This is a genomic window from Streptosporangium amethystogenes subsp. fukuiense (assembly GCF_042665875.1).
GTDB classification, from domain to species: domain Bacteria; phylum Actinomycetota; class Actinomycetes; order Streptosporangiales; family Streptosporangiaceae; genus Streptosporangium; species Streptosporangium fukuiense.
In genome coordinates, this window is the sequence record NZ_JBHTEE010000001.1 from 6,393,696 (window position 1) to 6,412,276 (window position 18,581).

General features: G+C 71.5%; 16 protein-coding genes and 2 tRNA genes. 4 read left to right on the forward strand and 14 right to left on the reverse strand.

The window, feature by feature from the left end:
- The first annotated feature begins 40 nt into the window (after nucleotides 1-40).
- On the forward strand, nucleotides 41-640 hold the full coding sequence (locus ACFQVD_RS27785) for a helix-turn-helix domain-containing protein (protein ID WP_343964848.1): 600 nt from the start codon (nucleotides 41-43) through the stop codon (nucleotides 638-640).
- A 19-nt stretch (nucleotides 641-659) separates the two neighbouring features.
- Here ACFQVD_RS27785 and ACFQVD_RS27790 read toward each other — a convergent pair whose 3' ends face one another.
- Genes ACFQVD_RS27790 through ACFQVD_RS27810 form a run of 5 tightly spaced genes read right to left on the reverse strand, consistent with a single transcriptional unit; the run spans nucleotide 660 to nucleotide 7,883 of the window.
- Nucleotides 660-2,447, reverse strand: coding sequence for an ABC transporter ATP-binding protein (locus tag ACFQVD_RS27790; RefSeq protein WP_343964850.1), 1,788 nt, complete (start codon nucleotides 2,445-2,447; stop codon nucleotides 660-662).
- Between the two features lies 1 nt (nucleotide 2,448).
- On the reverse strand, nucleotides 2,449-3,288 hold the full coding sequence (locus ACFQVD_RS27795) for an ABC transporter permease (RefSeq protein WP_343964852.1): 840 nt from the start codon (nucleotides 3,286-3,288) through the stop codon (nucleotides 2,449-2,451).
- Between the two features lie 28 nt (nucleotides 3,289-3,316).
- On the reverse strand, nucleotides 3,317-4,279 hold the full coding sequence (locus tag ACFQVD_RS27800; RefSeq protein WP_343964854.1) for an ABC transporter permease: 963 nt from the start codon (nucleotides 4,277-4,279) through the stop codon (nucleotides 3,317-3,319).
- Nucleotides 4,279-6,246, reverse strand: a complete 1,968-nt coding sequence (locus tag ACFQVD_RS27805) for a S9 family peptidase (RefSeq protein ID WP_343964856.1) — start codon at nucleotides 6,244-6,246, stop codon at nucleotides 4,279-4,281. Before ACFQVD_RS27805 ends, ACFQVD_RS27800 begins: the two co-directional genes overlap by 1 nt.
- Nucleotides 6,243-7,883 carry an ABC transporter substrate-binding protein gene (locus ACFQVD_RS27810; RefSeq protein ID WP_343964858.1) on the reverse strand — a complete coding sequence of 547 codons (1,641 nt, stop codon included), beginning with the start codon at nucleotides 7,881-7,883 and terminating at the stop codon, nucleotides 6,243-6,245. The genes ACFQVD_RS27805 and ACFQVD_RS27810 overlap by 4 nt, the downstream gene beginning before the upstream one ends.
- 127 nt (nucleotides 7,884-8,010) lie before the next feature.
- Here ACFQVD_RS27810 and ACFQVD_RS27815 point away from each other — a divergent pair, with 127 nt between their 5' ends.
- A complete protein-coding gene (locus tag ACFQVD_RS27815; protein WP_343964860.1) occupies nucleotides 8,011-8,247 on the forward strand; it encodes a glutaredoxin family protein in 237 nt (78 codons plus the stop codon).
- A gap of 30 nt (nucleotides 8,248-8,277) precedes the next feature.
- On the opposite strand, the gene ACFQVD_RS27820 is transcribed toward ACFQVD_RS27815, so the two are convergent.
- The 8 genes from ACFQVD_RS27820 to ACFQVD_RS27855 form a co-directional block, all read right to left on the reverse strand.
- Nucleotides 8,278-8,847 (reverse strand): TMEM165/GDT1 family protein, encoded by a 570-nt coding sequence (locus ACFQVD_RS27820; RefSeq protein ID WP_343964862.1) that lies wholly within the window; start codon nucleotides 8,845-8,847, stop codon nucleotides 8,278-8,280.
- 423 nt (nucleotides 8,848-9,270) lie between these two features.
- Entirely contained in the window at nucleotides 9,271-10,323 is a 1,053-nt protein-coding gene (locus ACFQVD_RS27825) for a UDP-N-acetylmuramate dehydrogenase (protein WP_343964864.1), read from the reverse strand.
- A gap of 36 nt (nucleotides 10,324-10,359) precedes the next feature.
- Nucleotides 10,360-11,637: a glycosyltransferase gene (locus ACFQVD_RS27830; protein ID WP_343964866.1), complete on the reverse strand. Its 1,278-nt coding sequence runs from the start codon at nucleotides 11,635-11,637 to the stop codon at nucleotides 10,360-10,362.
- 223 nt (nucleotides 11,638-11,860) lie between these two features.
- Nucleotides 11,861-12,289: a MaoC family dehydratase gene (locus ACFQVD_RS27835; protein ID WP_343964868.1), complete on the reverse strand. Its 429-nt coding sequence runs from the start codon at nucleotides 12,287-12,289 to the stop codon at nucleotides 11,861-11,863.
- Between the two features lies 1 nt (nucleotide 12,290).
- A complete protein-coding gene (locus ACFQVD_RS27840) occupies nucleotides 12,291-12,737 on the reverse strand; it encodes a MaoC family dehydratase N-terminal domain-containing protein (RefSeq protein ID WP_343964870.1) in 447 nt (148 codons plus the stop codon).
- A gap of 271 nt (nucleotides 12,738-13,008) precedes the next feature.
- The gene (gene rpmG, locus ACFQVD_RS27845) at nucleotides 13,009-13,173 is read right to left on the reverse strand and encodes a 50S ribosomal protein L33 (protein ID WP_030921771.1); all 165 of its coding nucleotides are present in this window, start codon (nucleotides 13,171-13,173) and stop codon (nucleotides 13,009-13,011) included.
- A gap of 80 nt (nucleotides 13,174-13,253) precedes the next feature.
- Nucleotides 13,254-13,327 (reverse strand) — tRNA-Met (locus ACFQVD_RS27850).
- 201 nt (nucleotides 13,328-13,528) lie between these two features.
- Nucleotides 13,529-13,601, reverse strand: a tRNA-Thr gene (locus tag ACFQVD_RS27855).
- A 324-nt stretch (nucleotides 13,602-13,925) separates the two neighbouring features.
- On the opposite strand from ACFQVD_RS27855, the gene ACFQVD_RS27860 reads away from it, so the two are divergent.
- A complete protein-coding gene (locus ACFQVD_RS27860) occupies nucleotides 13,926-14,567 on the forward strand; it encodes a hemerythrin domain-containing protein (protein ID WP_343964885.1) in 642 nt (213 codons plus the stop codon).
- Between the two features lie 105 nt (nucleotides 14,568-14,672).
- Here the strand turns inward: ACFQVD_RS27860 and ACFQVD_RS27865 are convergent, their stop codons facing one another.
- Nucleotides 14,673-17,981, reverse strand: a complete 3,309-nt coding sequence (locus ACFQVD_RS27865; protein WP_386368690.1) for a BTAD domain-containing putative transcriptional regulator — start codon at nucleotides 17,979-17,981, stop codon at nucleotides 14,673-14,675.
- A gap of 55 nt (nucleotides 17,982-18,036) precedes the next feature.
- On the opposite strand from ACFQVD_RS27865, the gene ACFQVD_RS27870 reads away from it, so the two are divergent.
- Nucleotides 18,037-18,351 carry a hypothetical protein gene (locus ACFQVD_RS27870; RefSeq protein WP_343964889.1) on the forward strand — a complete coding sequence of 105 codons (315 nt, stop codon included), beginning with the start codon at nucleotides 18,037-18,039 and terminating at the stop codon, nucleotides 18,349-18,351.
- The last annotated feature ends 230 nt before the right edge of the window (nucleotides 18,352-18,581 follow it).

Here is an 18,581-nt window from a genome sequence, read left to right on the forward strand (position 1 = left end):
GCATCATGGATACCGATCGGACCGGGAAGAGGAGACAGACGTGCAGCGCGAGAACGGCATCGCCGTCGGCATGACCCCTGCCCCCCCGGAGTCTTCGGGGGTGCGTGGAGCGATCGCCGCCAACCTGCGCCGCACCCGCCTCGCCCGCGGGTTCAGCGTTCGCGAGCTGGCCGAGCTGACCGGCGTGAGCAAGGCGCTCATCTCCCAGGTCGAGCGCGGCGTGGCCAACCCCACGGTCGAGGTGCTGTCGCGGCTCGCGACCTCCCTGGAACTGACCTTCGGCGAACTGACCCGGGTCCATCTGACCGGTCCGGAGGTGATCCGCCACGACGAGGGACTCGTCCTCCCCGCCGGGGACACGACGGTCCGCGCCTTGTTCGCGGCCCCCGACCGGCGCCGCTTCGAACTGGCCGAGGGTCACATTCCGCCGGGCACCCGCAGCGCCAAGAGCTCCCACGGCCGCGGCTCGGTGGAACACGCCTACGTCGTCTCCGGCGAGGTGACCGTCGAGACCGAGGAGTGGTCGGTCACCATCGCCGTGGGCGACGCCGTGCGGTTCGCCGCCGAGTCCGACCATGTCTACGCCACCGGATCCGCCGCCTGCCGCGTCCTGACCCTGATCTCGTTCTCCGAGGACTGAGGACCGTCGCGGGCGGTTCTCAGTCCAGCCAGTCGCCGGAGCCGTCGGGGACGCTGGCCAGCAGCGCCCGGGTGTAGGGATGCTCGGGCGCGTCGAGCACCCGGTCGGCGAGGCCGGTCTCCACACATGTGCCCGATTCCAGCACGTAGAGCCGGTCGGCCATCTGGCGGACCACGGCCAGGTCATGGGTGATGAACAGCATCGCCATGGACAGCCGTTCCCGCAGCTCGGCGAGGAGACCCAGTATCTGGGCCTGGACCGAGACGTCGAGCGCCGACACCGGCTCGTCGCAGATCAGCAGGCGAGGCTCGCCCGCCACCGCACGGGCGATCGCCACCCGCTGCCGCTCACCGCCGGACAGTCCGGCCGGCCGCATCCCGGCCATGTCGCGGGCCAGGCCGACCGACTCCAGGAGCCGGGCGAGGTCGTCAGGCCCGGCGGGACGGCCGTCGGCCCACAGCGCCTCCCGCAGGGTCGCCCCCACGGTCCGGGCGGGGTTGAGCGTCGAATAGGGGTCCTGGAAGATCATTTGTGAGATCCGGCGGGCCTGGCGCACGGCCGCGCGCCCCATCCGCCCGTAGTCGGAGCAGTTCGCGCCACCGAGCAGGATCTCGCCCCCGTCCGGCCGCTCCAGCCCGGCGACGCATCGGGCCAGCGTGGTCTTGCCCGATCCGGACTCGCCGACCACACCGACGACCTCGCCCGGAGCGACCGTCAGGCTCACACCCGCCAGCGCCGGGTGCGGGCTCCCGGCGAACCGCCGGCGCAGATCACGCACCTCCAGCACCGGTTCGGCCGCGACCGGCGGCCTGGCGACGACCCCCGGTTCCGGCACGGGCGGCGCGGGCAGCTCGGCCGCCCGCAGGCACGCCGACAGCCGCCCTTCGCGGACGCTCCCCGACACGCGTACGGGACGTGGCTCCGGCACTCCCGCGCGGCACTCCGGCACGGCCAGCGAGCACCGGTCGGCGAACCCGCACCGCCCGGCCGCCGCGTCGTGCGCGGGAACGGCCCCCGGCACCGAGGGGATCACCGCGAGCCGCCGGTCCGCGGGCGGCTCGGCCGCCAGCAGCGCCCTGGTGTACGGGTGGAACTGCTCCTGCCGTACGGCCGCCGCACGGCCGGTCTCCATGACCCGTCCCGCGTACATCACCATGACCCGGTCACAGGTGGAGAAGGCCAGGCGCAGGTCGTGGGTGATGAGGACGAACGCCATGTCCCGTTCCCGCTGGACACGCCGGATGAGGGCGAGGACCTCGCGCTGGGTGGTGGCGTCGAGCGCGGTCGTCGGCTCGTCGGCGACCAGCACCCGCGGCCCTCCGGCCAGCGCGGCGGCCAGTCCGATCCGCTGGCGCATGCCGCCGGACAGCTGGAAGGGGTAGCGCCCCGCGACGTTCGCCGGCAGGCCCACCTCCGCCAGCAGCCGCGGTACCTCGACGGCCGCGTCCGCGCCCTTCGGCAACCCGTCGGCGATCTGGCGCCCGGCGCGGCGCAAGGGGTTGAGCAGGGTGAACGGGTCCTGCATGAGGAGGGAGACCACACCGCCGCGCTGCCGCCGTCGGGCACGCGGGTCGTCGTCCACCCGCTCGCCCGCGATGCGCACCTGACCCGTGGCCTCCAGCCCCTGAGGCAGCAGGCCGAGCATCGCGCGGACCATGAGGGACTTGCCCGAACCCGACTCCCCCACGATGGCGACCGACTCCCCGGCCGCCACCTCGAACGACACCTCCGACAGGAGGGTCCGCCCGGTGGAGGGCTGCCGGACCCTGATTCCCTCGACCCGGATCGCGGGCGTGGGCTCCTTCATCTCAACGTGCCCTTCCCCGGCGATCGACGCGTTCATGGAGCCAGTCACCGACGATGTTCAGCGCGGCGGCCGTGAGGATGATGGCGAGGCCGGGGGCGACCACGGCCCACGGGTTGACGAGCAGTTGGGCCCGATTGTCCGCCAGGGTGCGCCCCCAGTCGGGCGAGCCCGCGGGCACCCCTAGGCCGAGAAAGGACAGCGAGGCCAGGGACACCAGGGCGTAGGCGAAGTTGAGAAACCCGTTGGCCAGCGTGACGGAGGCGATGTTGGGCCAGATCTGCCTCGTCATGATCCGCCACGCGGAGAGGTTCTTGAGCAGTGCCGCCTCGACGTATGGGCGGTGCCGCTGTTCGAGCACGGCTCCGCGCACCACCCTCGTGTCGGTGGGAGCGAACAGCACGACGAGCACGGCGACCGCCAGACCGTACCCTCCGCCCAGCACCCCGGCGACGACGATCGCCACCAGCAGGGCGGGCAGCGAGAACATCAGGTCCGCCCAGCGCATGGCCAGCGTGTCGGCCCAGCCGCCGAAGTATCCGGCGGGCAACCCGATGAGGTTGCCGATCAGCATCGACCCGGCGGCGACGCACAGCGCACCGGGAACGGCCGTACGGGCTCCCGCGACGAGCAGTTCCAGCACGTCACGGCCGAGGTCGTCGGTGCCGAGCGGATGACCTGGCACGGGGCCGGTGATACCGAGCACGAGGTCCTGGTCGGTCGCCCCGGGCACCAGCCAGGGCGCGAAAACCGCGGCCGCGGTCACGGCGAACAGGACAGCCAGCGCGCCGGCCACTGCCACCTGGGGACGGCGCCGCGCGACCGCCGGAAAACGGCCCCTCACGGTGCCCCCTCACGCGAGATACGGCTAGTCACCGTGTCCTCCCGCCGAGCCGGACTCGGGGATCGGCCACCGAGTAGCCGATGTCCACCAGCAGGTTGACGGCGGCGATGAGCAGGGTGAACAGCAGCCCGAGCGCCTGGACGGCTGGAACGTCCTTGAAGGTGACCGAGTCGACGAGCAGCGATCCGAGACCGGGAAGCGCGAACGTCACCTCGACCAGCACGGTCCCGGCCAGCATGCCGGTCACGATGAGCCCGGCCGCGGTGAGGATGGGGACCAGCGAGTTGCGCAGTGCGTATCCGAGGACGGCCGCGCCGCCCAGGCCACGCGCGCGGGCGAAGACCACGTAGTCCTGGTCGAGCTCGCGGATGAGCGCCGCCCTACTGAAGCGGACGAACATGCCCACGGCGCCGACGGCCAGCGCGACCGCGGGCAGCGTGAGGTGCCACACCTGGCCGGCCAGGCCCTCGCCCGTCCCGTACACGGGAAACCAGCCGAGCCCCGCGGCGAACACCACGAGCAACAACAGCCCGACCGCGAAGGGCGGGGCGCTCAACCCCACCACACCGGCGGTGACGACGAGGCGATCGGCGGCCCGGCCCCGCCGCAGCGCCCCGATCACGCCCAGCGGAACCCCCACGAGCAGGGCGAGCAGCGCGCCGTACCCGACGAGCGCCAGGGTGAGCGGCAGCCGCTGGCCGATCATGTCGGCGACCGGCATCCCGGTCCTGACCGAGGTCCCGAGATCGCCGTGGAGGACGCCGCCGAGCCAGCGCAGGTACTGCGCCGGCAGCGGCTCGTCGAGGTGGTAGCGGGCCTGGATCGCCGCGATGGTCTCCGGGGTGGCGGGGCGGGTGCCCAGCAGGGTCTGCTGGACCGAACCGGGGGCGAGGTAGAGCAGACCGAACACGCCGGCCGACAGCAGCGCGACGACGACGGCGGTGCCCGCGAGCCTGCGCAGCAGGAGAAGACCCCGGTCACGCCCCGTCATCAGAGCACCCCGTTCCCCGTCAGCCACTCGACCACGCGCTCCGCCGCGTCCCTGCGGTGCGCTTCCTCCGTCAGTTCGTGGCCCTCCCGAGGGTAGACGACCAACTGGGTCCGGACACCGGCCGCCGACCAGGCACGATAGAGCTGTTCCGCCTGCCCGACGGGGGTGGTGCGATCCTCGGCGCCGTGCAGGATCAGCGTCGGCGTGGTGACTCCGGCCGCGTGGCACACCGGCGAGCGTGCGGCGAGAAACTCCCTGCCCTGGGTCGTGGCGGGGTCGGCCCCTCGGTGGTACAGGAGGTCGAAGCCGCCGCCGAGGTTGCTCGCGGTGGCGAAGCTGAGCCAGTCGCTCACCCCGGACATCACCACGGCTGCCCGGAACCGGCCGGTTCGGGTCACCGCCCACGCGCTCAGGTACCCGCCGTAGCTGAGCCCCATGACCGCCATCCGCTCCGGGTCCGCGACTCCGGCCGCGACCAGGTGGTCCACACCGGCGAGGACATCGCCCAGGTCGTCCTCACCGAATCTCCCGATGACCCGGCGCGCGTACTCCTGGCCGCGCCCGCTGCTCCCGCGTGGGTTCGGCAGCAGTACGGCCGCCCCCGCGTGCGCGAGCGCGGCGGCGAGCCCGCCGGACTCGGCCGGCGCGAAGGCACTGGACCACAGCCAGGTCGGCCCTCCATGCACGATCACCACCAGCGGCGACGCTACCGCCTCGGTCCCGCCGGTTCCCGTGGGACCGGCGGGATCGACGGTGACGGCGGGTGAGTTCGGCGACCTACGCAGCAGGAGCCCCTGAACGGCGAGGCCGTCCTGGCCGGTCCAGGAGACCTCTTCCTGTCGCACGGCGAGCGGCGCCAGCGCCGCGTTGAGATCGGTGACCTGGCGCCAGTCGCCCTTGGCCACCTGGGCGACCGCCACCTCGGGGGGGCGTTCGGCCGTCTCCCAGACGGCGGCGGCGAGCGCACCGGTGCGATCCACCGAGAGCGACGGCTGCCCGTCGCGCCCGCCCAGGGTTCCCCAGGAGGTCCAGCGGGTCAGAGGGCGGCCGTCGGCGGTCAGGGTGCCGCCGTGCGTGCCGGTACCCGACCACCCGGCGAACCACAGGGTGTCCTCGTCCAGCCAGCCCAGATCGGTGACGTCGTCAACCGCGGCCAGCGGCGTCGCCTCCCCGGTGACGAGGTCGACGCGGATGATCCGCCCGGAGACGATGGAAAGCCCCTCGACCACGACGGCGGTACGCCCGCCGGGCGCCAGCCGGGGGCGGCTGAGCTGCCAGGATGTGCGCAGCAGGGTCCGGGATTCGCCGCTCTCGGGATCGATCAGGTCGAGGGCGGGCCGGTAGTACCCGGCGGGCGTCTCGTCGGCCGAGGTGACGGCCAGCACGACGCCGTCCCGCCAGTCGGCGTCCCACACGGTCAGGCCGCGCAGCGGCACCGGCCGCAGTTCCCCGTCGCCCACCCGTGCCCACGCGAGCCGCCTGCGCCTGTCGCCCGGCGTGCGGACGAAGGGATCGGTCTCGTCGCGGACCCGGAGCCCGAGGTGGCTGCCGTCGCGCTCGCTGCCGGGGTCGGCGAACCGCACGAGCACGGTGCCGTCACCGCCGGGGACGAGATCCTCGATCTCCCCTCCCACCCGGACCCGCCAGGCGGGGACTTGATCACCGGGCGAACGGACCTCGACGTGGTCAAGGTCCGGGCCGTCGCCGGCGGCGAGCAGCAGCCTCCCGTCCGCCAGCCACCGCGTCAACGCGTGCCGTTCGGTTCCCGCGCCCGCCACGGGAACGGGCACCGGTACCGGTCCTCGGCTCCCGCTCCCGGCTCCGGACAGGTCGAGCACGTGTGCGACGGAGCGGCCGTCCGGGAGCGGAAGAACGCAGGCGACGCGGGCCCCCTCCGGATCCATCGCCACCGCGTCGGGCACGCGCAGACCGGCGAGTGCGGCGTACGCCTCCAGTGCCGCGATCATGAGCGAGCGGTGATCTCGGTGGCCCAGGGACCGACGAAGAAGTAGGGCCCGAACTCGCCGGTCCCCACGCCGGGGCCGAACGCCGTCGCGGCCTCTCCCCACCAGAGCGGCTGGTACGGAACGTCGCCCGCGGCCTTGACCAGCGCCTCCCCCAGGAGCCTGCCGCGTGCCGCGTCGTCGGTTCCGGTCTTCGCCTCGTCGAGCAGCCCGGTCACCTCGGCATTGGCGTACTCGGCGATGTTCGTGCCGTTCACACCGGTCGCGGCGCCGTTCAGGAGCTGCTGGATGTACTCCGCCGGGTCGCCCGTGGTGGCGAAGTACCAGCCCAGGTAGATGCCGGAGGCGTGCTTGCCGAGCTCGGCGATCCACTGCTCCAGCGGGACCTCCTTGACCTCAAGGGTGATGCCGATGCCCTTGAGATTCTCGGCGAGGGTCAGTGCGGCCCTGCCGAGTTGCGGCCCGCTGTTCGGGTAGGTCAGCACGTCGGCGAAGCCGCCGGGCACCGAGGAGGCGGCCAGTTCGGCACGTGCCTTGGCCAGGTCGAACCCGTACTGCGGAATGCTCGCGTACAGGCTCTCCACCTCTGCCTCACCGAGCACGCCGCCCCACTGGGCGGGGTCGGTGAGCGTGTCGGCCACCCTGCCGTGACCGCGCAGTACGCTGCGCAGGATTCCCTCCCTGTCGACGGCGTGGGCGACCGCCCTGCGAACGTGGACGTCGTCCCACGGCTTCTTCGCGGTGTTGAAGGCGAGCGTGACGAGGGAACGGTCGCTCGCCGCCTTCACCTCGACGCCGGGCAGCCCCTTCCACTGGTCGATCTGCTCGGCGGGCACGTTCAGCGCCACGTCGACGGACCCGCCGCGCATGGCGAGGAGCCTGGTCGACTCCTCGGGAACGAAGTCGATTTCAATCTGGCGGTACGGAGCCTTGCCTCCCCACCAGGCGTCGTTGCGCTCCAGCGTCACGTGCGAGTCGGGGGCGAACTCCGTCACCCGGTACGGGCCCGTGCCCAGGATCTTCGCGCCGGGGGTGCCGATGCCGTCGCCGGAGGCCTCGATGAACTTCCTGCTCGTGACCATGAGGGTGCCCGGCGAAGGCGTCCAGGCGAACGAGGCGTCGGGCTGCTTCAGCGTGATCGTGATCTCGGCCGGCCCGCTTACGTCGATCTTCTTCACGTTGGCGTACGCGTACGCGAAGGCCGAGGTGGAGCCCTTCCGCGCGTGCAGGTCGAGACTGGCCACGACGTCGTCCGCGGTCAGCGGCGTCCCGTCGGAGAAGGCCACGCCCTGGCGGATGGTATAGACATAGGTCGTCGCGTCCTTCCTGGTCCAGGACTCGGCGAGCGACGGCAGGAGGCTGCCGTCGCGCCCCACCCCGACAAGCGCCTCCTGGCACAGGAGCGCGACGACGTAGTTCATGATGCCCGCCTCCTTGCTCACGTCGAGCGAGCCGAGGGAGGAGGGCAGCGCGACCCTGAGGACGTCGAGGGACTTCGCCGCCCCGGCCGGGCCCCCGGCCGCCGGTTCGGGCGACCCGCAGGCCGCGACGAGGCCGGGAACGGCGGCCAGGCCGCTCACGATGGCGATGGATCTCAGGAGGGACCGCCGGGTGAGGGCGACGTCGGGGAGTTCGGCCACGGGGACCCACTTTCGTGCGACCAGCCAGCCCGCTCAGCCGCTGTGTCTACCATTAACATCCACTTGGTAAGCGAGAGTATTCACTGGTCGCCGTTCACGTCAAACCCACCTTTCGAATAGGGAATCCATGTCCTCCCTCACCGTCTACAGCGCTCCGTGGTGCGGTCACTGCCACCGGCTGAAGGCCGCGCTCACCCGCGCGGAGATCCCCTTCGTCGAGGTGGACGTCGACCGGACGCCCGGCGCGATCGAGTTCATCACCGACCTCGGCGGCGGCTCCTGGCTGATCCCCACCGTGCTCCTCCCCGACGGATCGGCGCTGGTCAATCCCAGCCTGCGGGAGATCGAAGCCCGGCTGGCCTGACCGGGCGCCGCTCCGGAGCGAGGTACCCGGTCAGACCAGCAGGGGTTCGAGCAGCAGGATCACACCGAAGACGGCGAACGCGGCGGCGGCGCCGTACCTGATGATCTTCTCCGGCAGGTGCTTGCCGAGCATCCGCCCGACCAGGATGGCCAGGGCATCGGCGGCGACCATGCCGACGGTCGAACCGACCCAGGTGCCGAACCAGCCGTGCTGGGTGGCGAGGGTGATGGTGGCCAGCATGGTCTTGTCGCCCAGCTCGGCGAGGAAGAAGGCGACGGTCACGGCGATGATCGCCGATCGGGTGGTGCGCTGCGCCTTCTGGGCCTCCTCGTCCGTCAGCTCGTCCCCGCGCAACGTCCACAGGGCGAAGCCGAGGAAGGCGATACCGGCGATGATCGTGATCGCCGTGGTGGGGAGGAGGTCACCGGCCAGCCCGCCGAGGCCGACACTGACCAGGTGGACCACCGCGGTGGCCAGGGTGATTCCGGCGAGTACCGGCCACGGCTTGAACCGGGTGGCGAAGGTCATGGCCATGAGCTGGCTCTTGTCGCCCAACTCGGCGACGAAGATCACAACAAGGCTGATCCAGAACGCTTCCAATGGAGGGTGCCCTTCCCGCACGTGCGGCCGGGCTGAAGGGGGCACCCGGGGAGTCTCGGGCACGACTTCGGCCCGGCGGCATCGATGATTGCCTGCCAGGCCGAAGGTCTCGTCCGCCCCGGAGCCGTGTGAGAACGGCCGGATCCGAGGCCCGCGCGACCGGGCGCCCTGGGGCGCCAGTATGTCGATCACGCGATTGGGACTACTCCCCTTCGGGTGTTTCCATCAGACCATAGCAGCCGGGGGCAGATGCTCGTCCCCGCACCCCCGCCCCGCCTCGGGGGCCGATGTCCCCGCAGGTCAGAACCCCGGACGGGTCGGCCAGGCAAGGATGCGCGTCCCCTTCTCGTGGCCGGGCCCCTCGGCCGGCGGGCCCGCCTCCCGAACCGGCCACCCGGCCCCGGGCGGAGACGGACCTCCGGCTCAGAGGCGGGTGCCGACCATCACGGGCTCGTTGACGAGGGTGACGCCGAACTTCTCGAAGACCCCGTCCCTGACCTCGCGGGCGAGATCGAGAAGCTCCTCGGTCGAGGCCGACATCTCTGGATTTGTCATTGCAAGGGTGTGCTTGGTGGAGATGCGCGCCGGGCCGCGCCGGTATCCCTTCGGGAACCCGGCGTTCTCGATCAACCACGCCGCCGGGACCTTGACCGTCCCGTCCGGCATGTCCCAGCGAGGGAACCCCGGCGCCCGCAGCTCCAGCTCGGCGGCCTGTCCGCCGGTCAGGATCGGGTTGGTGAAGAACGACCCCGCGCTGCGGGTGTCCGGGTCGCCGGCGTCCAGGACCATGCCCTTGCCCGCGCGCAACTCCAGCACCGCCGCGCGGGCCCGCGCCAGCGGCACCCGATCCCCCAGGGCCACCCCCAGCCGCAGGGCCAGCTCCCGATAGGCGATCGGGCCGGACAGCGCGTCGTCGGCCGGCCCGTCGGCCGCCAGCTCGTAGGTGACCGCGAGCACCACGTGCCGCCCGAGTTCCTCCTTGAACGCGCTGTGCCGGTAGGCGAACCCGCACTCCCGCGCGGTCAGGTCCCGCACCTCGCCGCTCCGGCGGTCGTAGACCCGGACAGCGATGATCGTCTGTGAGACGTCCTGCCCGTAGGCGCCGACGTTCTGGATCGGCGTGGATCCGACCAGCCCGGGGATGCCGGACAGGCACTCCACTCCCGAACGGCCCTCCGCCACCACACGCTCGACCAGTGCGTCCCAGTCCTCGCCCGCCTGCGCGGTGACCCGGTCCCCGTCGATCTCGACGCCCCGGGAGGCGACCCGCACGACCAGGCCGTCGAACCCCTCGTCGGAGACGACCAGGTTGCTGCCGCCGCCGAGCACGAGCACCGGCTCGCCCGCCCGGTCGGCCTCGGCCACCAGCTCGACGATCTCCTCGGCCGATCCGGCCGCCACGAACGCCCTGGCCTCTCCGCCCAGCCCAAGCGTCGTGTACGGCGCCAGCCGTACCCCTGCCACCCGCTCCGTCATACGCTTCCCCACACCCGGCAGAAATCCGCGACCAGCCTACGGGGAGCGCAGCAGGCTCAGCACCCGGTCGTAGGTCCGCCGCGACTCCCTGTCGCGATATTCGGGGTCGACCTCGTCCTGGCCGCGGCGCCGCTCCCGGCGGACCGGGAGGTCCCTGCCCAGGCCGACCAGGGTGCCGGGGAGCCTGAGCGAGAACTCCAGGTCGGCGTTGCGGTAGTAACGGGCCTCGGTGGGGAAGCCGCCCGCGGCGAGCACCGTGTCGCGCCTGACCGCGATCAGGTGGCCGAGCAGTGCCCGGACCTCGCCCGGCTCGGCCTCCAGCCACTCCTGACCGTCCTCGCGAGGATTCACGCCCTTCCAGCCCGCCGCGGTGACGTCGTCGTCCAGCGCCTTGACCAGCGGGGTGATGGCGTCACCCTCCAGGATCATCGAGGTGTCCATGACGACGTGCACGTCGGAGGTGTCGAGACGCAGCAACTTGTCACGGCTCTCCCCCCACCCGGCGGAGCCGCCCCTCCAGTGCGGGAGCTCGGCCACATGCCATGCCGTCACCCGGTGGGGGAACTCCTGCGCCAACTCCTGCAGGACGGCTCCGGCGCCGTCCAGGTTCCCCAGGTCGAGGGCGAGGATCCTGGCCTCCGTACGGGCGACCAGGGCGCGTACGCACTCGCGCAGCTCTTCTGGCCGGCCGTCGACCAGCAGCGCGACGGTCACCGTCGAGTGCGCCGCCCTCGGCTCCTCGACCTCGGCGGGGGCGACGATGGTCTCGTCGAGCCGGGAGACCGACAGGCTGGCGTCCCAGAGCAACTGGGAGGAGACCATCCGGTCGGGATGGCCGTGGAGATCGTCCGACCGGCCGACCAGCTCGGCGCCCTCGGGTCTCGGCCGAGGTGCCGCCTCGGTCTCGGCGACCCGCTCCGCGTCCAGGGGTTCGAGCCGCCCGGGGTGACGCCCCGGATCCGCGGCCTCGGCGACCTGTCCGGCATCGGCGGATTCGTCCCGCCCCCGGGCCGCGTCTTCGGTGCCGGTGTCCGCGACGGTGCCCGGCCGGTCACCGGAACCCGTGCCGGCCCCCGCGTCGGAACCCTCGCGCCTCCCGGCAGCCGAGGCGTCCTCGGGCAGGGAACGGAGCGTGGGCCACACCTCGAAGGGAGGTACGGGAATGAGTTCGAAGCCGACCGCGGTGTCCTGGACGAGCCAGCCCTCGGCTCTGATCTCGTCGCGGAGCGCGTCGGCCGTGGCATGGTCGTACCCGGCTCGCGCCCTGGCCCACCGCTCGGCCAGGTTGGTCACGTCAGGTGGTACTTCGCTCATGCCGGGGACGCTACCCACGGACCGAGAGAAGATTCGGCCCGCGAGCATGCCCTCGCCCGACGACCACTAAGCCCTGTCCTGTGGATCTTGCCGTGGCGAGGATCGGTCAGGTGGTGTCTCGCAAGGCGGAGGAGGGAGCCGCGGCGTGCCGCGGTGACCGACGGCAACGCGGCGAGGCGCCGCCTGACCGACCGCAGTAGGCAAAAGATCCGCAGGACAGGGCTTAGGACAGCTGGACCACCGCGCGGGCCTTGGACAGGACCCGGGAGTCGTTGGCCCTGGCGGTCAGGGCGACCACCACGCGCTTGTCCTCAAGCTTCTCCTCGATGATCCCGCTCACGGTGATGACGGCACCCTGTTCGTCGTCCGGTACGACGACCATGGAGGAGAAGCGCACCCCGTAGTCGACGACCGCGCCCGGATCGCCCGCCCAGTCGGTGACGAACCGTCCTCCCTGGGCCATGGTGAACATGCCGTGGGCGATGACGTCCGGCAGCCCGACGGTCTTGGCGAAGCGCTCGTTCCAGTGGATGGGGTTGAAGTCACCGGACGCCCCGGCGTACATCACCAGGTTGGCGCGGCGCACCGGGTAGTCGGCGGGCGGGATCTCCTGCCCCGTCTCGACCTCGTCGTACTTGACAGTCGCAGCCATCTCAGCCCGCCCCTCCACGCTCGACGATGGTGTTGTAGGTCGTGCACACGGGCTCGCCGTCGACGGTGCTGACCTCGCTCCTGACGGTGATCAGCTCATTGCGGCCGACGTTGCGGATGTCGGTCACGGTGGAGACGCTGACCAGCTCGTCCCCGGCGTGGATCGGCCGCCGGTACTCGAAACGCTGCTCACCGTGGACCACCATGGCGAAGTTCAGCCCGAGCTCGGGGTCGGCCAGGATCGTCCCCCCGGCCAGGCTGAACACGATGGGAAAGGTCGGCGGGGCGATCACGTCGGGATGTCCGGCCGCCTGGGCGGCCGCCCTGTCCCGGTAGATCGGGTTGTCGTCGCCGATCGCGGCGGCGAACTCTTTGATCTTCACCCGGCTGACCTCGTACGGCGAGGAGGGCGCGGACGCCCGCCCGATGAAGTCACGGTTCAAGGCCATCGTGCTCCTTTGCGGATACCGAGCCGGCGAGGCCGGAACCGGTGGGTCGGGCAGACAGTAACAGCACAGGATTCCAGGGTGTGCCCTCGGGGCCACCAGGAAACCGTAGCCCGAAACCACTACGGCTCCGCCTGTCCGCCGCGATCAACACCCGAGCGGAAAAGCTGTACGGATACGACAAACCGGCGCCCGCCTGAGGACGCCGGTTTTCGTGGAGTATGTGCGTGCCCGTCAGACACTCATCTCCCACCGGAGCGGGAGGCTTCGCGGACTAGCGAGTCTCGCGGTGCGCCTGGTGCGTCTTGCAGTTCGGGCAGTACTTCTTCAGCTCAAGCCGATCCGGGTCGTTGCGCCGGTTCTTCCGCGTGATGTAGTTGCGGTGCTTGCACTCCTGGCAGGCCAGCGTGATCTTCGGCCTAACGTCGGTGGCAGCCACTTGGGAGTGCCTTTCTACGTTCGGGACAGTGGACAACCCACGGCAGAGCCCCTCTTGCGGGAGGGGACCCCGGTGGGTAGTAGCGGAGGCCGGACTTGAACCGGCGACACAACGATTATGAGCCGTTTGCTCTGCCTGACTGAGCTACTCCGCCTTGAGGCCGATGGAATCGACCGACCTCGCAAGGATACCCGACCCGTAGAGTGCCTGCGTACTTGTGCAGGTCAGGGCGACCTCTTCTGGGTTACCCCAGTATGCCCGTTCATGCGTCGGGAACCTTGAGTGTTTTCTGGCCGACTCAAAGGTCGACCAAGCCGAAAGCCCCAACCCGAAGGTCAGGGCTTTTAGGCTGTTGAGCCCCTTTACGGAATCGAACCGTAGACCTTCTCCTTACCATGGAGACGCTCTGCCGACTGAGCTAAAGGGGCCTGTCCGTGTCGCTCTCGCTTGCGGACAGGTGTAACCATACACGGCTCCGGAGCGGGATGCGAAATCAATCGAGGACCGTCCGGATCACCACACGTCCTCCCCCGGGGATCCCCTGGAATCGCCGTCCGCACCCCGGATCCGGGCCTCCGCCCGGGGAGCCCCCGACGGCCGCCACGACGGGCACCGGCGGCAGCGGAGGCGCACCCTAGCCAAGTCCGCCATGTCGGGGGTCGGACGACTACCAAGTAGCCGCCAAGTAGCTCATAAGAGGGTTGCCGCACCGTGGTGGGTAAGCGTCCGCACCGCCTAAAGGAGTACCCGAGATGACCCCCGAACTGCTGGGATTTCAGATCACCCACCGCGCCATGCGCGCCGACACCCGCCGCCTCGCCGAACTCGCGGCCCAGCTGGCCGAGGGACGGCAGGTGGCCGATCCGGCCCGCGCCCGCGCCATCGCCGAATTCATCACGACCCTGAACCAGGGCATCCACCATCACCACACGATGGAGGACGAGGTCCTCTGGCCCGTCCTCGAACGGTCCGCCGGAGCCGAGGTGGACCTGCGCGACCTCAGTGACGACCACGCCGACCTCGACCCGCTGCTGACCGAGATCAACGCCCAGGCCGCCGCGTTCGCCTCGACCGGCGACGCCGCCGCGCTCGCCAAGTCCCTCACCCGGCTGGCCGACATGCTCGACGAGCACATCGTCGAGGAGGAGCGGCTGCTCTTCCCGATCATCAAGAAGTACGTGTCCGTCGCCGACTGGGAGAGGGTCGAGACGGCGGTGCGCAAGGGCGGGAACGTCAAGCTCGATCTGCCGAGGATCGAGCAGTACGCCAAGCCCGACGAGCTGGCCCGGCTGCGCAAGCTCGCCGGCCCCATGCTGATGCTGATGATCTCCCTGTTCCGGCGCGGCCACCGGCGCCGTCAGCGGCTCGTCTTCGGCCCCCTCGCCGACCTCTGATCCGGGCCGCACCGCCACGCCGTCCCGGAGCGTCCGCCCGCGCGGCGTGATCCGGCGCTGGGCCCGGTGTCGCCCGCTCCCGCGACGGGCCGCCTACACCCGGTTCTAGCCCCCCGAGGGGGTCTGGCCCCTGCTTTCCGCGAGTGCCTCCGTCGCCCTGCGTGTCCAGTGCGGCGAGCCGACCCGCTCGGCGATCCGCACCGCCTGCTCGTAGTGGGCACTCGCGTCGCGTCCGAGGAAGGCCGCCAGGTCGCCCAGGATCAGGGCGACCGGACCCAGCGTGATCGACCCGGAGTGCATCCCGGCCAGCTCGCCGTCCCAGGGCAGGAGCGTCCGGTAGCAGCGTTCGGCCACCGTCCGGTCGCCCAGCGCGATCGCGCTCTCCCCGCGCAGTCCCTGCCAGAGGAGCCAGAAGTAGTCCAGGTTGGGCTCCAGGTCGGGCCGCCAGTAGGCGCGCGCCTCGTCCACCCTGCCCTCGGCGACCAGCGCCCGGACGACGATGTCCGCCAGCCCCTCGGGAACGAAGGAGTACAGCGTCAGCAGCTCCGTCATGTCGTGCGGCAGACCGCCCGCCAGCCGGGTCACGAACCTGCCCAGGGCGCCGATGATGTGGGCGACTGCCCCGCCCGCGGCCACCATCCGCTCACCGATCGCCAGGTAGGACCGTTCCGCGCCCTCGAAGTCGCCCTTGACCAGCATGACCAGGGTGTCGAGCATGGACAGCACGCTCAGCGCCAGCCCGAGCTGGCCGGTGGTGGAGTGCTCCAGGGCCCGGTCCGCGTGCCGCCTGGCCGCGGCCAGGTCGCAGCGGCCCAGACTGACCATGGACAGGGCGTGGTGCCCCTGCATGGCGTACCCGGGCATCCCGTCGCGGTCGCCCAGCTCGACCATCTCCCGGCCCAGTACCTCCAGCTCGTCACGGCGGCCCGGGGTCAGCAGCACGAAGTAGCGGGCGTTCAGGGCCAGGCCGAGGAGGTCGCTGCGGCCCAGCCGCCGGGCGATCACGACCGCCTCGGCGCTGTAGGCCAGGCAGCGCTCGTCGTCGTGCCCCTCCAACTCGAAGACGAGCGTGGCCAGCAGCCGGCAGCGGGTCTCGTCGTCGGCCTCCTCCAGCGCCTTCACCAGCGCGTCGACGAGTGGCTGGTCCACGCTCCTGTCCGGCTGGATCGACCAGGTCACCGGGGCGTCGTAGGCGGTCAGCGCCCGGTTCAGACCGTCGCCCAGCCGTCGCGCGAGGGCTATGGCCCGCTCGCGGTTCTCCCTGGCGGCCAGCACGTTGCCCTCGTGCGCCTGCACCTGTACCAGCGAACAGAGCAGGTCGAGCCGGAGCTCGTCGTCGGCGGTGAGGTGCAGCGCCCCCCGGTAGAACGTCCCGGCCTCCCGGTAGGAGTGCATACCGCGCGCCTGCTCGGCCGCCGCCCTGGCATAGGACACCACCCGCTCCGCTGGGACCGTGGTGGCCGCGGCGAGCGCGTGGTGGGCCAGCGCGGTGACCTCTCCCGGCCGGACCCGTTCCAGCGCGCCGACGACCCTGCCGTGCAGGCGAACCCGGCGCAGTCCCGGCGTGTCCTCGTACAGCGTCTCCCTGACGAGGACGTGGGCGAAGCGCACCCGGCCCGGCGCGGGCTCGGTCAGCAGCCCGGTCAGCACGCCCGCCTCCAGCGCTTCGAGCACGGCGTCCTCGTCGGAGCCGTCCAGAGCGAGCAGCACGTCGACGTCGACGTCCCGCCCGACGATGGCCGCGTCCCGCAGGGTTCTCTGGGCCGCGGCGGGCAGCCTGGCGATCCTGCGCCTGATCAGGTCGCGCACGCCCGGCGGCAGCGCACGGGCGGCCGAGGTGCCGTCCGTGGTGATCAGCCGCGCGGTCTCGCAGACGAACAGCGGGTTGCCGCCGGTGCGCTCGGCCACGGTCCGCGCGGTCGCCGCGTCCACCTCCAGGCCCGAGCGCTCACGCAGCAGCAGCGCCACGTCCTCGTCGCCGAGCCCGTGCAGGTCGAGCCGGTGGGTGTCGTGCCCGGCCAGGGCCGCCCAGGTCGTCCCCAGGTGGTCGACGGCCTCGGTGGGCCGGTAGGTCGCGACGATCATGATGTCGGCCTTGGCGACGCCCGTCGCGAGGTGGCGCAGGAGCTGGAGCGTCTCGCTGTCGGCCCGGTGCACGTCCTCCAAGACCACCAGCAGCCGAGTGCCCTGCCCGACGATCCGGGACAGGTAGTCGCCCACCGCCCGGGCCAGCAGGAACGGCCCCGCCGGCGGGGCGCCGTCGTCCAGCAGCGGCGCCAGCCGGGCGGCCAGGTCGTCCTGGGGCGGCCGGTCCGCGGCCAGCGCGCGCAGCACCTCGCTCCACGCCCAGGCGGGCGGCGCCCCGCCGTCGGTCTCCGGGCACTGCCCGGTCGCGGTCAGCCAGCCGCGTGCCGCCTGCCGCCTGGCGAAGGCCGTGGCCAGCGCGCTCTTGCCCGCTCCGGGGTCTCCGCCCAGCCAGACCGTGCGCAGCCCGCCCCGGTCGGCGATCGCCTGCAGCGTCGCCATCTCCTCGGTACGACCCACGAGTTCGGGTACCGGAACGGCGGCGGGATCCGGCGTGTCCAGGTCCCGTCCGGGCCCGTTCCGCCCAGGCTCCTCCGTGGCCCCCCTGTCGGCACCGGACGCGAGCGTGGCCGGGCGGTTCAAGGAGTCGGCGTGGGCGAGGATGTCGCCTTCCAGCGCGCGCAGCGCGGGACCGGGGTCCACCCCCAGCTCGTCCGCGAGGGTCCCGCGGGCCTTCCTGATCGTGGCCAGGGCATCGGCCTGCCGACCGGCCCGGTAGTAGGCCAGGGCGAGCAGCCGGACGGCGTTCTCCCTGAGCGGATGGGCTCGGACGTGCTGCTCAAGCTCGATCTCGGCGTTGCGGCCGAGCACCAGCAGCGCCTCCGCCCGGTGCTCCACGGCGACCAGTCGCAACTCGTCCAGCCGTACGGCCTCGGGCTCCGCCCACTCGTCGTCGGCGAACTCCGCGTAGGCGGGCCCCTGCCAGAGCGCGAGTGCCCGGTCCACCGCCTCCAGGGCCCGCGCCCCGTCTCCTACGGCGAGCGCGGCCCCGGCTGCGTCGACCAGGCGGGGGAACAGCCAGGCGTCCACCCGCTCGGGCTCCAGCCGGAGGCGGTAACCGGGTGCGGCACTTACCAGTACCGTGGCGGGCGTGCGCGGCAGCCGTCCGGGTTCGAGCACCCGTCGCAGGTTGGACACGTAGACCTGGAGGGCGGCCAGCGCCTTGGGAGGGGGTTGCCCGCGCCACAGGTCATCGATGAAACGATCGGTGGAGACCACGTGCCCACCCGCCGCGACGAGCCTGGCCACCACGGCCCGCTGCCGGGAGGTGCCTAGGTCGACCGTACGGCCGTTGATCTCCGCCTGAAGCGGACCAAGAACTCGCAACATAGCAAAGGGCAGGATAAGCGCCCTCGGACTGCTTTTGGTGAACATTAGGAGCAGAATGCTGCAAGACCGTCGCAAGGAAACGATCCGGGCGCTCGACGAGAGCGACCGGCCGCACCTGTACTGGCACGGGGTGGACGGCGACGGCCACGTGTGGCTGTTCGAGACCGTCATCGACAGCGGCGGGGAGTACTGGCCCGTGCGCCACGCCGAGCTGGGCTCGGACGGCGTGGCCCGCACGTACTCGTGGAACCATATCGAGGACGAGCACGGCTTCCTGGCCGAGGGCCCGATCTATCCCGGCGACTTCGGCCTGAACTCCTTGACCTCCGAGGAGTTCGAGACCCTGTGGGCGGCGCTCAGCGGGCGGTGAGGTCCTCCCCCGGGGCTCCTCCCGCCGCCCGGGCGGGTCTTCGGGGTGGCCGGAGCCGCCGGACAAGCTCAAATCCGGACATTTGCTGACTGCGCATGAAGCTAACGGTCAAAAAGCGCACACAATATCCCTTTCTATTGATTTTCGAATGTTTTCGATCACTACTCGGCGGTAGTTCCGGTCCCGCCGTAAGTCCGGCACATTGAGATGACAAAGCGGGTTATTTCGCA

Excerpts from the sequence above, each read along its gene's own strand:
- ACFQVD_RS27790 (WP_343964850.1), bottom strand. The coding sequence starts at position 2,447 with ATGAAGGAGCCCACGCCCGCGATCCGGGTCGAGGGAATCAGGGTCCGG.
- ACFQVD_RS27840 (WP_343964870.1), bottom strand. The coding sequence starts at position 12,737 with ATGGCCTTGAACCGTGACTTCATCGGGCGGGCGTCCGCGCCCTCCTCG.
- ACFQVD_RS27800 (WP_343964854.1), bottom strand. The coding sequence starts at position 4,279 with ATGACGGGGCGTGACCGGGGTCTTCTCCTGCTGCGCAGGCTCGCGGGC.
- ACFQVD_RS27815 (WP_343964860.1), top strand. The coding sequence starts at position 8,011 with ATGTCCTCCCTCACCGTCTACAGCGCTCCGTGGTGCGGTCACTGCCAC.
- ACFQVD_RS27805 (WP_343964856.1), bottom strand. The coding sequence starts at position 6,246 with ATGATCGCGGCACTGGAGGCGTACGCCGCACTCGCCGGTCTGCGCGTG.
- ACFQVD_RS27830 (WP_343964866.1), bottom strand. The coding sequence starts at position 11,637 with ATGAGCGAAGTACCACCTGACGTGACCAACCTGGCCGAGCGGTGGGCC.
- ACFQVD_RS27870 (WP_343964889.1), top strand. The coding sequence starts at position 18,037 with ATGCTGCAAGACCGTCGCAAGGAAACGATCCGGGCGCTCGACGAGAGC.
- ACFQVD_RS27865 (WP_386368690.1), bottom strand. The coding sequence starts at position 17,981 with ATGTTGCGAGTTCTTGGTCCGCTTCAGGCGGAGATCAACGGCCGTACG.
- ACFQVD_RS27860 (WP_343964885.1), top strand. The coding sequence starts at position 13,926 with ATGACCCCCGAACTGCTGGGATTTCAGATCACCCACCGCGCCATGCGC.
- ACFQVD_RS27835 (WP_343964868.1), bottom strand. The coding sequence starts at position 12,289 with ATGGCTGCGACTGTCAAGTACGACGAGGTCGAGACGGGGCAGGAGATC.
- ACFQVD_RS27825 (WP_343964864.1), bottom strand. The coding sequence starts at position 10,323 with ATGACGGAGCGGGTGGCAGGGGTACGGCTGGCGCCGTACACGACGCTT.